The 13075-nt window shown below is 65.9% G+C and carries 13 protein-coding genes; 8 read left to right on the forward strand and 5 right to left on the reverse strand.

Annotated features, from left to right (window positions below):
* Positions 1-105: 105 nt before the first annotated feature.
* From BW990_RS11675 to BW990_RS11690, 4 genes are all read left to right on the forward strand, one after another.
* On the forward strand, positions 106-1509 hold the full coding sequence (locus tag BW990_RS11675; RefSeq protein WP_076448224.1) for an aminotransferase-like domain-containing protein: 1404 nt from the start codon (positions 106-108) through the stop codon (positions 1507-1509).
* A 289-nt stretch (positions 1510-1798) separates the two neighbouring features.
* Positions 1799-2263, forward strand: a complete 465-nt coding sequence (rplM, locus tag BW990_RS11680) for a 50S ribosomal protein L13 (RefSeq protein WP_076448225.1) — start codon at positions 1799-1801, stop codon at positions 2261-2263.
* Positions 2263-2760 (forward strand): 30S ribosomal protein S9, encoded by a 498-nt coding sequence (gene rpsI / locus BW990_RS11685; protein ID WP_076448226.1) that lies wholly within the window; start codon positions 2263-2265, stop codon positions 2758-2760. Before rplM ends, rpsI begins: the two co-directional genes overlap by 1 nt.
* A gap of 451 nt (positions 2761-3211) precedes the next feature.
* Positions 3212-4249 carry a glycosyltransferase family 2 protein gene (locus BW990_RS11690; protein ID WP_076448227.1) on the forward strand — a complete coding sequence of 346 codons (1038 nt, stop codon included), beginning with the start codon at positions 3212-3214 and terminating at the stop codon, positions 4247-4249.
* A gap of 52 nt (positions 4250-4301) precedes the next feature.
* Here the strand turns inward: BW990_RS11690 and BW990_RS11695 are convergent, their stop codons facing one another.
* Genes BW990_RS11695 through BW990_RS11715 form a run of 5 tightly spaced genes read right to left on the reverse strand, consistent with a single transcriptional unit; the run spans position 4302 to position 9310 of the window.
* Positions 4302-5156, reverse strand: a complete 855-nt coding sequence (locus BW990_RS11695) for a hypothetical protein (RefSeq protein WP_076448228.1) — start codon at positions 5154-5156, stop codon at positions 4302-4304.
* A 3-nt stretch (positions 5157-5159) separates the two neighbouring features.
* Positions 5160-5873 (reverse strand): hypothetical protein, encoded by a 714-nt coding sequence (locus BW990_RS11700; RefSeq protein ID WP_076448229.1) that lies wholly within the window; start codon positions 5871-5873, stop codon positions 5160-5162.
* A complete protein-coding gene (gene serS / locus BW990_RS11705; RefSeq protein WP_076448230.1) occupies positions 5870-7162 on the reverse strand; it encodes a serine--tRNA ligase in 1293 nt (430 codons plus the stop codon). Before serS ends, BW990_RS11700 begins: the two co-directional genes overlap by 4 nt.
* Before the next feature lie 54 nt (positions 7163-7216).
* Positions 7217-7858 carry a trypsin-like serine peptidase gene (locus BW990_RS11710; protein ID WP_076448231.1) on the reverse strand — a complete coding sequence of 214 codons (642 nt, stop codon included), beginning with the start codon at positions 7856-7858 and terminating at the stop codon, positions 7217-7219.
* Positions 7859-7888: 30 nt separating this feature from the next.
* Entirely contained in the window at positions 7889-9310 is a 1422-nt protein-coding gene (locus tag BW990_RS11715) for a pentapeptide repeat-containing protein (protein WP_143526163.1), read from the reverse strand.
* Positions 9311-9594: 284 nt separating this feature from the next.
* On the opposite strand from BW990_RS11715, the gene yajC reads away from it, so the two are divergent.
* From yajC to BW990_RS11735, 4 genes are all read left to right on the forward strand, one after another.
* Positions 9595-9882: a preprotein translocase subunit YajC gene (yajC, locus tag BW990_RS11720; protein WP_076448233.1), complete on the forward strand. Its 288-nt coding sequence runs from the start codon at positions 9595-9597 to the stop codon at positions 9880-9882.
* A gap of 56 nt (positions 9883-9938) precedes the next feature.
* Complete coding sequence (gene secD, locus BW990_RS11725) at positions 9939-11597, forward strand: protein translocase subunit SecD (RefSeq protein WP_076448234.1); 1659 nt, start codon at positions 9939-9941, stop codon at positions 11595-11597.
* Between the two features lie 15 nt (positions 11598-11612).
* Entirely contained in the window at positions 11613-12581 is a 969-nt protein-coding gene (secF, locus tag BW990_RS11730; RefSeq protein ID WP_076448235.1) for a protein translocase subunit SecF, read from the forward strand.
* A 95-nt stretch (positions 12582-12676) separates the two neighbouring features.
* On the forward strand, positions 12677-13030 hold the full coding sequence (locus tag BW990_RS11735; RefSeq protein WP_076448236.1) for an Mth938-like domain-containing protein: 354 nt from the start codon (positions 12677-12679) through the stop codon (positions 13028-13030).
* The last annotated feature ends 45 nt before the right edge of the window (positions 13031-13075 follow it).

Consider the following 13075-nt stretch of genomic DNA (forward strand, 5'->3'; position numbering starts at 1 on the left):
GTCTCAAATGTGGCCGGGCCGGATATTGTATTGACACAAAAGCACAGGCTTGCTACGAATTATGGATACAATGCAGTCAGGCCTCCGGTCGAGGAAAACATTGTCATGGATACAATTATCTCCGCCTACGGGACGATGCCGGGCGACGGCCCGAAATACCGCCGTCTCGCGGATGCGATCCGCGCCCGCATCGCGGCGGGCCAGCTCGCGGCGGGCCAGAAGCTGCCGCCGGTGCGGGATCTGGCCTACGACCTTGGTATCACGCCGGGAACCGTGGCGCGCGCCTACACGATCCTGACCGATAGCGGCCTCGCCGAGGCGCAGGTCGGGCGCGGCACCTTCATCGCTGCGCCCGAGGCCGCATCGCCCGAGGCGACCTTCGTCTGGCACCAGCCCGAACCCTCGGCAACGCCCGGCCTCGTCTCGCTCTATTCGCCGCGGCTGCCGGACCGCGGACAGGTACAATTGATACAATCCGCCTTCGCCCGGCTCGCCGCGATGCCCGCGGATCGGCTTTTGAACTATCCCTCGCGCGCCGGCTTCCGGCCCGCGCGGCAGGCGGTGCTGGACTGGCTTGGCGAGACGCCGCTCGGTCCCGTCTCCGAGCAGGACATGGTGCTGTCCCATGGCGGGCAGAACGGCATCGGGCTCGTCATGCAGGCGGTGCTGCGCGGCACGCGGCCCACGATCCTCGTCGAGGAGCTTTCCTATCCCGGGTTCCGCCGCGCCGCCGACCTTCTGCGCGCCGAGGTGGTGGCGGTGCCGATGGACGGGCAGGGCCTCATACCCGAAGAACTCGACCGCCTCGCCCGCAAGCACGACGCGCAGCTGCTCTGCACCTCGCCCGAGATCCACAATCCCACCGGCCTCTGCACGCCGCTCGCCCGCCGCGAGGCGGTGGTCGAGGTCGCCGCAAGGCGCGGCTTTCACATCCTCGACGACGATTGCTACCGGCTGGGCCGTCCCGCCGCGCTGAGTTACCGCGCGATCCTGCCCGAGCAATCCTGGTACGTCTCCTCGATCTCCAAGACCATCACGCCCGCGCTGCGCGTCGGCTTCACCATCGCCCCCAAGGGCTGGCGGTCCGAGCTGCGCCGCGTGGCCGAGCACGGCTTCTTCGGCCTCGCGCAACCCCTGGCCGACCTGGTCTGCGACCTGCTGCGCGACCCGGCGCTGCCGCACGTCCTCGGCGAGGTGCGCGCCGCCTATGCCCGCTATATCCGCGCCGCGGTCAACGGCCTCGGCGCGTTCGACATCACCTGGCGCGAGGACATGCCGTTCCTCTGGCTGCGCCTGCCCGCGGGCTGGCGCGCGGCGGCCTTCGTGCAGGCCGCCGAGGTGCAGGGGGTGCAACTGCGCGCCGCCGACGAGTTCGCCCTGCGCGACGGTTTCGCGCCCCATGCGGTGCGCCTCTCGATCAACGCGCAGGTGCCGCTTGCGGAGTTCGAGGCGGCGATCGGACGGCTGCGCGCGCTTCTCGACGATCCGCCCGAGCGCATCGCGGTCTAGCCGCGCCCCGAGGGCAGGGCGCGGCACGGCGCTGCCGCGCGCCGCACAGAAACGAACCGGATCGACCCCGCGGGCTTTCCGCCCCGGCCCGGAAACCGGTCGCCGGTGCCCCAAAAGTATGGGGTATAATAATACCTATTTTGTAAACCACTGATATCCTGTGTATAATCCGAAATCGCCCCGCTTGACTGTGCCTTGCGGGTGGCTATAACCCGCCCATCGGATCGCGCCGCGCGTGGGCTCTTGCCCCCGTCCGGCCCCAGACACCAGACCCAGGGGATACCTGACCATGAAAACCTTCTCGGCAAAGCCCGCCGATATCGAGAAGAAGTGGATCGTGATCGACGCCGAGGGCGTCGTTCTCGGCCGTCTCGCCTCGATCGTGGCCTCGCGCCTGCGCGGCAAGCACAAGCCCTCCTTCACGCCGCACATGGATATGGGCGACAACGTGATCATCGTGAACGCGGACAAGGTCCAGCTGACCGGCAAGAAGCGCCAGGAGCACTTCTACTGGCACACCGGCTATCCGGGCGGCATCAAGTCGCGCACAAAAGAGCAGATCCTCGAGGGCGCCCACCCCGAGCGCGTCGTCTTCCAGGCCGTCAAGCGCATGGTGCCGGGCACCCGCCTGGGCCGTCAGCAGATGACCAACCTGCGCGTCTATGCCGGGGCCGAGCATCCTCACGAGGCGCAATCGCCTGAAGTGCTCGACGTCAAGTCGATGAACTCCAAGAACACCCGGGTGGCGAAGTAATGGCTGAGCAGATCAACTCCCTCGAAGAACTGGGCCAGGCCGCCGGCATCGACGCCGCCGCCGCGCCCGAGACCGAAACCCTGACCCCGCGCGAGCCCGTCCGCGACGAGTTCGGCCGCGCCTACGCGACCGGCCGCCGCAAGGACGCCACCGCGCGCGTCTGGATCAAGCCGGGCTCCGGCAAGGTCACCGTCAACGGCAAGGAAATCAACGCGTATTTTGCGCGTCCCGTGCTGCAGATGATCCTGCGCCAGCCCTTCACCGTCGCCGGTGTCGAGGACCAGTTCGACGTGATGGCCACCGTCAAGGGCGGCGGCCTCTCCGGTCAGGCCGGTGCCGTGAAGCACGGCGTGTCCCGCGCGCTGCAGCTCTACGACCCGAGCCTGCGCGCCGCGCTGAAGGCCGCCGGGTTCCTGACCCGCGACAGCCGCGTCGTCGAGCGGAAGAAGTACGGCAAGCGCAAGGCGCGCCGGAGCTTCCAGTTCTCCAAGCGTTAAGCCGCGCTTGCGATACCAATTTGGAAAGGCCGCTCTTTGGGGCGGCCTTTTCTTATGCGATGAAGCGGACGCGGTTGCAGATCAGGGCAGGGGATCGACCGACGCTGTGGCATCAGCCCCGATACGCGCTTCGGGACCGCCGCGCGCGCCCGGGAACAATCCCAATATCGAGACCGCCTGGAACGACGCACCCCCGGCGCGGAATCAAGGCTGCCTGCAGTCGCCGCATCAGCGCCGATCCGGCCCCACCGGATTGGCGCTTTGAGCCCGCCAGCACTGGCGTTCGAATGGCGCAATGACGCCGCAACCATAAAGCGCCCACCCGCAACCCTTGCCGCGCCACCCCGCCGGCCCGGCGCTCCCGACCGGTGCACGGGCCGCATAAGGCGTCCAAACCCTTCCCCCCGCGGCCCATCCCCGCTACCACCGTCCCGACCCGCCCGGAGCCCTCATGCGCCTCACCCTCGACGACCTCTCCGCCCAGACGCGCCGCCACGGCACCCCGACCCCCGGTGCGCGCAAGCTCTTCTCGATCATGCGCGACGAGATGGCGCTTCTGCCGTCCTTTCTCGCGCATTACCGCGCGCTCGGGATCGAACAATTTCTCATCTTCGACGACGGCTCCTCGGACGGCACGCGCGAAACGCTCGCCGCACAGCCCGACGTGGTGCTCTACGAGGCGCGCCACCGGTTCGGCAAACCGGTCGAGATCGTCTTTCCCGACGACACCTCCCGCAAGGACCGCTTCGGCACCTGGGTGAAGGCGGCGTTGCCCCATGTGGAGGCACCGGGCGAGATCGTGGCCTATTTCGACGCCGACGAGTTCTTGATCCTGCCGCCGGGCGTGACCTCCTTGGCGGAAGTCTTCGACACCATGACGCGCGGCGCCATCCCGGCGATCTGCGCCTCGGTGGTGGAGTTCTTCCCCGAAACGCTGGCGGGTCTCGACGGCGCCATGCCCGACACGCCCAAGGGGCTCTTCGCGGCCTATCCGTTCTTCGAGCCCGAACCGCTCGTCACCCTGATCGAAGGCGAAAGGCCCGACCCGTTTGGCACCTCGAAGACCAACAAGCTCTTCGAGGAATACGGCATCGACGCCGCGAAACCGACCTTCCTGCAGCGCCTGACCGGGCGCAAACCCAAGCCGCGCTTCAAGCGCTCGCCCCGGCACAAGCTGCCGCTCTTGCGGCGCGACGCCGAGACCTGGCAGGTGGGCTCGCATTACGCCAACCGGCCGCCCTCCGCCGATCACCTGCTGACCATCGCGCATTTCGTCTTCACCGCCGAATTCGCCGCCAAGATCGCCCGCGCGCGCCGATGGAAGGCGCATACGGAGGGGGCCGCGAAATACGATCATTACGACCAGTTGCTGGGCCGGATGCGCGCCGAGGGCGGACGCTTCACCGGGCCCGCCTCGACCCGCTACACGGATCCGCAGCAATTGATAGATGTGGGCCTCATGCGTTGGCCCGGCGCGCAACCGGGCTGACGATCCGGCGCAAGCCAAGTGGCGGCGGGACGACCGAGCTCCGGCAATAGCCTCAGCCCAGCACCCGGTCCGCCCCGGGCCAGAGGTCGCGCACCTGCGGCAACCGCTCGGCCACCGCGCGATAGACCTCGGCGTAATGCTGCACGATCTCCGTCCGCACCTCTTCAGAGACCTTCGATCCCTTGCCGCGCGCATTGACCTGCCGCGCTCCGGCATCGGCCTCAACGGGCACGCCCGCGAAGGCCGCAAGCGCGGCGGTGCCCGCGCCCGTGAAGATCTCCTCGAAAAGCGCGATATGCCGGTTCTCGGGCGCGAAGGCCGCCTCCATCGCCGCAAGGGTCCGGTCGTAGCGGCTGCGCGCCTCGGCCTCCGCGCTGGCATAAAAGCCCCGGAGCGGCGCGTCGTTCGCATCCGACAGGTCCATCCGGCCCTTTTCCATCTCCATCCGCATCTGGCTGCGCAGCCGCTCCACCGGGTCGCGCATGACGAAAATGGCCTTCGTGGCGATCCCCCGCTCGGCGAAACCGTCGCGGATCCGGATCAGCGTCTCCGCCGGCAGCGCCGCGTAGGACGGGGTGATATCGCCCGTGCGCACCACGCCGCGCTTGCCCAGCAGTCCCTCGAAATAGTCGAAATAGGCCCTGCGGTCGGTTTGCAGCCGCCAGCGCAGATGCGCCGCGGGTTCACTGCCGCCAAGCGCCATCTTGATCCCCGCGCGCGCCGCCTCGAAGGTTCCGGGCGCGGGCACGGCGTAGCGCGCGAAGACGCCGCCCAGCTCGTGCTCCCAGACCTGGTATTCGCCGAGCCGTCCGAAATCGCTGCCCTTGGCCCGCGCGAGATAGGCCTGCACCCAGCTCGAGCCGCATTTCTGCCCGCCGAGGCCCAGAAAGAAGGTCGGCTCGGCCATGGGTTACTCCGTATCGGTGCCGCGCAGGGCCAGGATCGCGACGATCCCGAGGGCGGCAAGCCCCGCCACGGCGATGTTGAGCGGCGCGGTGTTCGACACGATGATGCCGACAAGCGCCCAGATCACCGTGAGCCCGTATTCCGGCGCGCGGTGCAGCCGGTACTGCACGGTCAGCGCCACGGCGAGCGCCAGCACCAGCGCCAGGATCGCCGCCTCCGTGCCGCCAAGCCATCCATAGCCCGCGAACACCAGCCCGATCGACACCGAGGCCGCCGCCGTGAGCCAGCCCGCATAGATCGCCACCGGCGAGAGCTGCCAGAACCGGTCCTCGTCGCCCACCCGGAAAAGCGCCACCAGCGCCGTGCCGAGCATCGCCCAGATCATCACCGTTGCCCAGAACACCGAGGCATTGGCGACGGGGATCCACGCCGCCCCGATCACGAGGCTCAGCGTCAGGATCGGGCGCGCCGCGGCCCAATCGGCCTCGTCGCGCCGCCGCAGAAGGCCGAAACCCGCCCCGGCGATCAGCCAAAGATAGATCAGCCCCCAGATCGAGAAGGCGTAGCCCGCGGGCTGCACCGGCGGATCCTCCTGCGGCACCGGGAATTGATCCGCGGAAAAGCCGTTGAAGCCCGAGGACAGGAAGGGCGAGGCGGCAAAGGCGATGGCCGCCAGCAGCAGCGCCACCGCCCAGAGGGTTTTGGCCGTGTCGCTCATGCCAGCACGCCCTCCGCGCTGATCCGGCTCTTGCCGCCGAGATAGGGATGCAGCACCGGCGGAAGGGTGACCGACCCGTCCGCCTCCTGGCCGTTCTCCAGCACCGCGATCAGCGCGCGGCCCACGGCAAGGCCGGAGCCGTTCAGCGTGTGCAGGAATTCGGGCTTGCCGCCATCGCGGGGCTTGAACCGCGCGTTCATCCGCCGCGCCTGGAACTCCCCGCAGGTCGAGACCGAGGAGATTTCGCGATAGGTGTTCTGCCCGGGCAGCCAGACCTCGATGTCATGGGTCCGCCGCGCGCCGAAGCCGATATCGCCCGTACACAGGCTCACCGTGCGGTAGGCGAGCTCCAGCTTCTCGAGGATGCCTTCCGCGCAGCGCGTCATGCGCGCATGTTCCGCCTCGCTTTCATCGGGATGCGTCACCGACACCATCTCGACTTTCTCGAACTGGTGCTGGCGCAGCATCCCCGCCGTGTCCCGCCCCGCGCTGCCCGCCTCTGAGCGGAAGCACTGGGTATGCGCCACGTAGCGCCGGGGCAGGTAGCCTTCGTCCACGGTCAGCCCGTTGACGATGTTGGTCAGCGTCACCTCGGCGGTCGGCACCAGCCACCAGCCATTCGTGGTCCGGTAGCTGTCCTCGCCGAATTTCGGCAACTGCCCGGTGCCATACATCATCTCGTCGCGCACCAGAACCGGCGTCCAGGTCTCGGTCAGGCCGTTCTCCTCGACATGAGTGTCGAGCATGAATTGCGCCAGCGCCCGGTGCAGCCGCGCCACCGCCCCCGACATCACCACGAAACGCGAGCCCGAGAGCTTCGCCGCCGTCTCGAAATCGAGCCCGTCCTGCACGGCAGCCAGTTCGTAATGCTCTTTCGGCTCGAAATCGAAGGTCTTCGGCTCGCCCCAAAGCCGAATCTCCACGTTATCGGCCTCGTCCGCGCCCTCGGGCACGTCATCGGCCACGAGGTTGGGCAACTCCATCAGCTTTTCGGCCAGCGCCGCATCGAGGTCCTTCGCGCGCGCCTGCATCGCCGCGACCTCGTCCTTCTTCTCCGACACCAGCGCGCGCAGCCGCTCGAATTCGGCCTCGTCGCCCTTGGCCTTGGCCTGGCCCACATCCTTCGAGGCGCGCTTCTGCTCGGCCTGCGCGGTTTCGGCGGCATGGATCGCCGCGCGGCGTTCCTCGTCGAGCGCCAGAAGCGGTGCCGAGGCCTCCGAGATGCCCCGCTTGGCCATGGCGGCGTCGAACGCCTCGGGGGTGTCGCGGATCATGCGGATGTCGTGCATCGGGGGCCTCTCGGGCAGAAACTTGAGTCGTTGCCCGCTTATGCCCCAAAGCATCTACGGTGTGTAGGGGCGCGCCGCCTCGCGGATGACCCACGGGTCGACCGGCGCCACCACCGCGTCGCCGCCCGCGATGGCCGAGATCACGCCGACGATCCGCCGCCCCGTGCCCGTGCCGAAAAACACCGGCCCGCCCGACATGCCCTTGGAGACCGCGCAGCCCAGATACCACCGCCCGCGCCGCGCCTCGCCGCTGCACTCTTCGCGCGTCGTTTGGCGGTCCGGCGCCTCGCGCGGATAGCCCACCATGGTGAACGGCCCTTGCGGCGCCGCGCTGCCGACGGCGACCGGGGCAGGGGCGAGCGCCCGGTTGAGCCGCAGGATCGCCAGGTCATGCGCCACGTCCACCGCGCCCTCCTGCACCGCATCGGGGTGTAGCACGATCTCCTCAACCGAGGCGGCGGCTTCGTGCCGCTTGCCGTCCCAGCCCGCCACGAAGCCGAGCCCCATGGGCGAGCGCGCCCGCCCGTCGGGCAACGTCACGCAATGCGCCGCGGTCAGAAGGGTGGCCGGGCCGACGAGCGTGGCGGTGCAGAGCCGCACGGACGAGAAGCCGCCCCCGAAGAGCCGCCCGATGGAGAGGTCCTGGGCCGCGGCGGGGGTTGCGAGGAGCGTGAGGGCGAGGAGGAGGGCGCGCATGGACGGAGGATAGGCGGGGGCTGGGTGGGGTCAATCGGGTTTGGGTGGCGTGTAGGTGTCGGGGTTCTTTCGCCACTTGTCCCATTCAGCGGCGTATATCTTTGCATCAAGTCTATGCTGTGGCCAATGCGGAGGAAAATCCAAATCTGCCTCTCCAATCGATGGAAGCGAAACACTCCCATCCCCAAAAACATAGGGAAGAATTCTCTCTATGTTTTGCGTATTAGATAGATCCATAGACCTAACGGAAGCACCGAACACATCTAAATCGTCGAGTTTTGTCAGTTTATTAAGTGTAACGCCATCCAGATTTGTCGCGATGAGCTTAGCTCTTCGAAGCTCAGTTCCGTAGAGGGTCGAATATAACATCACTGCTGATGAGAGATCTGTATTAAATATCTCGGAGCCGTCCAGCACCGCTCTGTATAAGATCGCAAACTCAAATTTAGCTCCGTGTAATCGCGTACCACTAAGATCAGCTTCATCAAATCTCCCGAAGCAAAAATCCAGATTTGACAAGTCCATTCCTTGCAGATTGGCTTTTCTAAAATCAATTGTCTCATATCGACTGGATATCGATAGGTGTCTGCTCATTCTTCCAATGGCTTGCGCGGCTTTCTCCATGTCCGTGCGTACTGGTTCTAGGTTATGGGTCCAAAGCCAGAATTTTTCGTCAGATAATTGATTTGGCCTCAAATCCAATTTTTTAAGTGCTTGTTCTTCGTCTATTGGGGCCTTTTCTTTAGTTCCATTTATTAGGCCTTTGATATTTTGATAGGGATGTCTGGATCGAGGAAACTCTCTGCTTAATTCCCGGACGTACAAGGATAGCAGCCGGACAACCCGTGCCGCGTGATAAGATTGCTCATCGACCAAGCCCTCCAAACGGTCGATGGCGGCGGAGCGGCGCACGATGTCGTCTTCGTACACGTCGCGGGCCTTGTCGTGGTCGTCCTTGTCCAGCGTCACCAGCCGCCGCGCATACAAATCCGCTGCCGCCTCGGTGATCTTCTGATTATACAGCGATTCCTTTGCGGTGTCGGTCTGATCCTTCGTCAGCCGTAGCCGTGACAGAGTGACGGGCAGGGCAACCACAGCGCCGAGGGTCGCCGTCAGTCCCGCTAACGTAATCAGCGTAAACCGCCAGTCGACACCTGCCTCCAACCCAGTATTGCCGCGAAATGCGGGGATCGAAAGCCACAGCAGCGTCCGGATCAGACCGTAACTCAAGGCGAGTGTCAGTAATCCCCAAAGGATCGCTCCGGCGATTGCCACCAACATCGGCACCCCGGAAATCCCCAGCTTCGCACGCCAATCCTGCAGTTTTTCGGTCTTCACAGACGGCATGCTGACCATCACAAGGGCGGAGACAGCCGCCAAGACAAGCACCCCGAACATTGTCCAGAACAGGCCTGCGTCAATCGCAACCATATCCGCTGTCACATCGATCACACCACGGCTCCCAATCGCCAAACCAATAACCTGCCCGTCACCCCGGCGTGCGCCGCCGAAAGCTCCGATAAATCATTGTTTATAAATCACAAAACCTTTCGCATGCGAAAGCTTTTTCGCACCTTCCCGTAAAACGAGCAAAACCTCCTGTCGGGCGACGCGGCAAACCGACCCGCCGGAAGCGTCCAACCCCGCTTGCATCGCCCCGTCCCAATCCATAGGTTCCGCGCAATCTCAGGAGGCCGGGCCGTGGCCCGCCTCTCAGTCGACAAAGGAGCCCCTCGATGGACGGCAACGCGCTGGCGCAATTCGTGCCTCTCATTCTGATCTTCGCGATCATGTACTTCCTGCTCATCCGCCCGCAGCAGAAGAAGATGAAAGAGCATCAGAAGATGGTCGAGAATCTGCGCCGCGGCGACCAGGTCGTCACGCAAGGGGGCCTCATCGGCAAGGTCGTGAAGGTCAAGGAAGGCAACGAGCTCGAGGTCGAACTGGCCGAGGGCGTCAAGGTTCGCGTGGTGCAGAACACCATCGCGCAGGTCATCTCCAAGACCGAGCCCGCGAACAGCTGATCCCCGGGCCGGTTTCGGCCATCCCTTCCCGACGACCCGTCCAAGAAAGCGCGCCCATGCTTCAGATCGACACCTGGAAACGCGTCCTGATCCTCATGGTCGTGACCTTCGGCGTGGTCTTCTCGGCGCCGAACCTGTTCTATGACCGGGTCGAGCGGCACAAAGACGCCGTCATCGAGATCGAGCGTGAGGGCGAGACCGAGGCGCGCCTCGCGGCGCAATCGGCCTGGCCCGACTGGCTGCCCGCGACCATCGTCAATCTCGGTCTCGACCTGCGCGGCGGCGCGCATCTGCTGGCCGAGGTCGAGGTGGAGGATGTCTACGACGCGCGGCTCGAGGCCATGTGGCCCGAGGTGCGCGACACGCTGCGCCCCCTGCGCGACACGGTGGGCACGATCCGGCTGCGCGACAACACGCCCGGCGAGCTACGCGTGCGCATCGGCAATCCCGACAACATGGGCGCGGCGCTGTCTGCGGTGCGCGAACTGGCGCAGCCCGTGGCCTCCGTCGCCGCGGCGGGCGCCACCGATATCGACGTCACCGGCGAGGGCGACGAGTTGGTCGTGCGCCTGTCCGAGGCCGAGCAGCGCGCCACCGACGACCGCACCGTGCGCCAGGCGCTCGAGATCATCCGCCGCCGCATCGACGAGGTCGGCACGCGCGAGCCCACGATCCAGCGCCAGGGCGCCGACCGCATCCTGATCCAGGTGCCCGGCATCGGCTCCGCGGCCGAGCTGAAGGAGATCATCGGCACCACCGCGCAGCTGACCTTCCAGCCCGTCGTGGGCCGCGCCAGCGAGGGCGACGAGCCGGGCCTGGGCAACGAGATCGTGCCGTCGCTCGACGAGGAAGGCGTGTTCTACGAGCTCGAACGCGCGCCCGTGGTGACCGGCGAGGAACTGGTCGACGCCCAGCCCGCCTTCGACCAGAACGGCCGACCCGCGGTGAATTTCCGCTTCAACACCTCGGGCGCCCGCAGCTTCGGCGATTACACGGCCGAGAATATCGGCAATCCCTTCGCCATCGTGCTCGACGACGAGGTGATCTCGGCCCCGGTCATCCAGTCCCATATCCCGGGCGGCTCCGGCATCATCACCGGCAATTTCACCGTCGAGGAATCGACCCAGCTGGCCGTGCTTCTGCGCGCGGGCGCGCTGCCCGCCGGGCTGATCTTCCTCGAAGAGCGCACGATCGGGCCGGAGCTTGGCCAGGACAGCATCGAGGCCGGCAAGGTCGCGACGATGGTCGCCTTCGCCATGGTGCTCGTCTTCATGTTCGCGGCCTACGGCCTCTTCGGGCTCTTCGCGAACGTGGCGCTGATCCTGAACGTGGCGATGCTGTTCGCGGTGCTGTCGGTGATCGGGGCCACTCTGACCCTGCCGGGCATCGCCGGGATCGTGCTGACCGTCGGCATGGCGGTCGATGCCAACGTTCTGATCTTCGAGCGTATCCGCGAGGAGCTTAAGACCGCCAAAGGCCCCGCCCGCGCCATCGAGCGCGGCTACGAAAAGGCGCTCTCGGCCATCGTGGATGCCAATATCACCACGATGATCACCGCGATCATCCTCTTTGCCATGGGCTCGGGCCCGGTGCGCGGCTTCGCCATCACGCTGGGCGTCGGCATCGTGACCTCGGTCTTCACCGCGATCTACGTCACCCGCCTCTTCGTCACCATGTGGTTCGAGCGCAAGCGCCCGAAGACCCTTACCGTCTGAGAAAGCCTGATTGCCATGCGTCTCAAGCTCGTCCGCGACGAAACATCCTTCGATTTCTTCAGCCGCACCAAGCTGTGGCTGGGCATTTCGGGGCTGATGATGGCGATCGCCTTCGTCTCCTTCATCTTCCAGGGCCTGAATTTCGGCATCGATTTCCGCGGCGGCACCACGATCCGCACCGAAAGCGCCGAACCGGTGGATGTGGGCGCCTATCGCGCGGCGCTGCAGCAGCTTGAGCTCGGCGATATCGTCATTTCCGAAGTGTTCGATCCGAGCTTCGATGCCGACCAGAACGTCGCCATGGTCCGCATCGCGGCGCAGGACGGCGCCGAGGCGGTCACCCCCGAGACCATCGAGGCCGTCGAGGCCGCTCTGCAGGGCGTGGCGCCGGATATCAACTTCACCTCGGTCGAATCCGTCGGCCCGAAAGTCTCGGGCGAGCTCATCCAGACCGCGATCATCGCGGTGCTCTTGGCCATCGGGGCGGTGCTGATCTATATCTGGCTGCGCTTCGAATGGCAGTTCGCCGTGGGGGCGGTGGCGGCGCTGGTGCATGACGTGCTTCTGACCATCGGCATCTTTTCGGAGCTGCGAATCCAGTTCGATCTGGCGATCATCGCAGCCCTTCTGACCATCGTGGGCTATTCGCTGAACGACACCGTGGTGGTCTTCGACCGGGTGCGCGAGAACCTCATCAAGTACAAGAAGCGCGACCTGAAGGAGGTGCTCAACATCTCGATCAACGAGACGCTGAGCCGGACCCTGATGACCTCACTCACCACGCTGCTGGCGCTGCTGGCGCTGTTCGTGCTGGGCGGGGACGTGATCCGCGGCTTCGTCTTCGCGATGATCTGGGGTGTGATCGTCGGCACCTATTCGTCGATCTTCGTGGCCTCGGCGCTGCTTTACCGCCTCGGCGTGAAGCGCGACTGGGACAAGCCCGACGCGGGGGCGGGCACGCAATTCTCCAATATCGACGCGTGACGGCGCGATCATTTCGGCAAGGGCGGCCTTGCCGGGCTTGACGCCCGTCACATATAAAGACGCGTTAACGATTTTCCGAGGCGGAGGTGAACCACATGCGCCTGAACGAGATCACGTTTACCGACGCCCAGCCCGTGGACGGCTATGGCCCGGGATTCTTCCGCATCGCCGGTGAGGCCATCGAAGGGCCGCTCTGTCTGTCCCATCGCGGCACCGCCGCCTGGGGCGGTTTGGAGGATGCCGAGCGGCTGCTCGACCTCGCCGACGACATCGACGTGCTTTTCGTCGGCACCGGCCCGGAAATCATGCACTTGCCGAAGGATCTGCACCACCGGCTCGAAGCGGCCGGGATCGGGGTGGAGGTCATGGCCTCGCCTTCGGCCTGCCGGACCTACAACGTGCTTCTGTCCGAAGGCCGCCGCGTCGCCCTGGCGGTGCTGCCGGTCTGATCGCGGGACGGGCCTGCGTTTTCCGAAGGTTTCCTGATGTATGTG

Origin of the sequence: Roseivivax lentus, assembly GCF_900156805.1 — a bacterium.
GTDB lineage: Bacteria > Pseudomonadota > Alphaproteobacteria > Rhodobacterales > Rhodobacteraceae > Roseivivax > Roseivivax lentus.

What these genes read in the sequence shown, in the direction of transcription:
- serS (WP_076448230.1), bottom strand. Translation starts at nt 7,162, where the DNA reads ATGCACGACATCCGCATGATCCGCGACACCCCCGAGGCGTTCGACGCC.
- secF (WP_076448235.1), top strand. Translation starts at nt 11,613, where the DNA reads ATGCGTCTCAAGCTCGTCCGCGACGAAACATCCTTCGATTTCTTCAGC.
- BW990_RS11735 (WP_076448236.1), top strand. Translation starts at nt 12,677, where the DNA reads ATGCGCCTGAACGAGATCACGTTTACCGACGCCCAGCCCGTGGACGGC.
- rpsI (WP_076448226.1), top strand. Translation starts at nt 2,263, where the DNA reads ATGGCTGAGCAGATCAACTCCCTCGAAGAACTGGGCCAGGCCGCCGGC.
- BW990_RS11690 (WP_076448227.1), top strand. Translation starts at nt 3,212, where the DNA reads ATGCGCCTCACCCTCGACGACCTCTCCGCCCAGACGCGCCGCCACGGC.
- yajC (WP_076448233.1), top strand. Translation starts at nt 9,595, where the DNA reads ATGGACGGCAACGCGCTGGCGCAATTCGTGCCTCTCATTCTGATCTTC.
- BW990_RS11675 (WP_076448224.1), top strand. Translation starts at nt 106, where the DNA reads ATGGATACAATTATCTCCGCCTACGGGACGATGCCGGGCGACGGCCCG.
- BW990_RS11710 (WP_076448231.1), bottom strand. Translation starts at nt 7,858, where the DNA reads ATGCGCGCCCTCCTCCTCGCCCTCACGCTCCTCGCAACCCCCGCCGCG.
- rplM (WP_076448225.1), top strand. Translation starts at nt 1,799, where the DNA reads ATGAAAACCTTCTCGGCAAAGCCCGCCGATATCGAGAAGAAGTGGATC.
- BW990_RS11695 (WP_076448228.1), bottom strand. Translation starts at nt 5,156, where the DNA reads ATGGCCGAGCCGACCTTCTTTCTGGGCCTCGGCGGGCAGAAATGCGGC.
- secD (WP_076448234.1), top strand. Translation starts at nt 9,939, where the DNA reads ATGCTTCAGATCGACACCTGGAAACGCGTCCTGATCCTCATGGTCGTG.
- BW990_RS11700 (WP_076448229.1), bottom strand. Translation starts at nt 5,873, where the DNA reads ATGAGCGACACGGCCAAAACCCTCTGGGCGGTGGCGCTGCTGCTGGCG.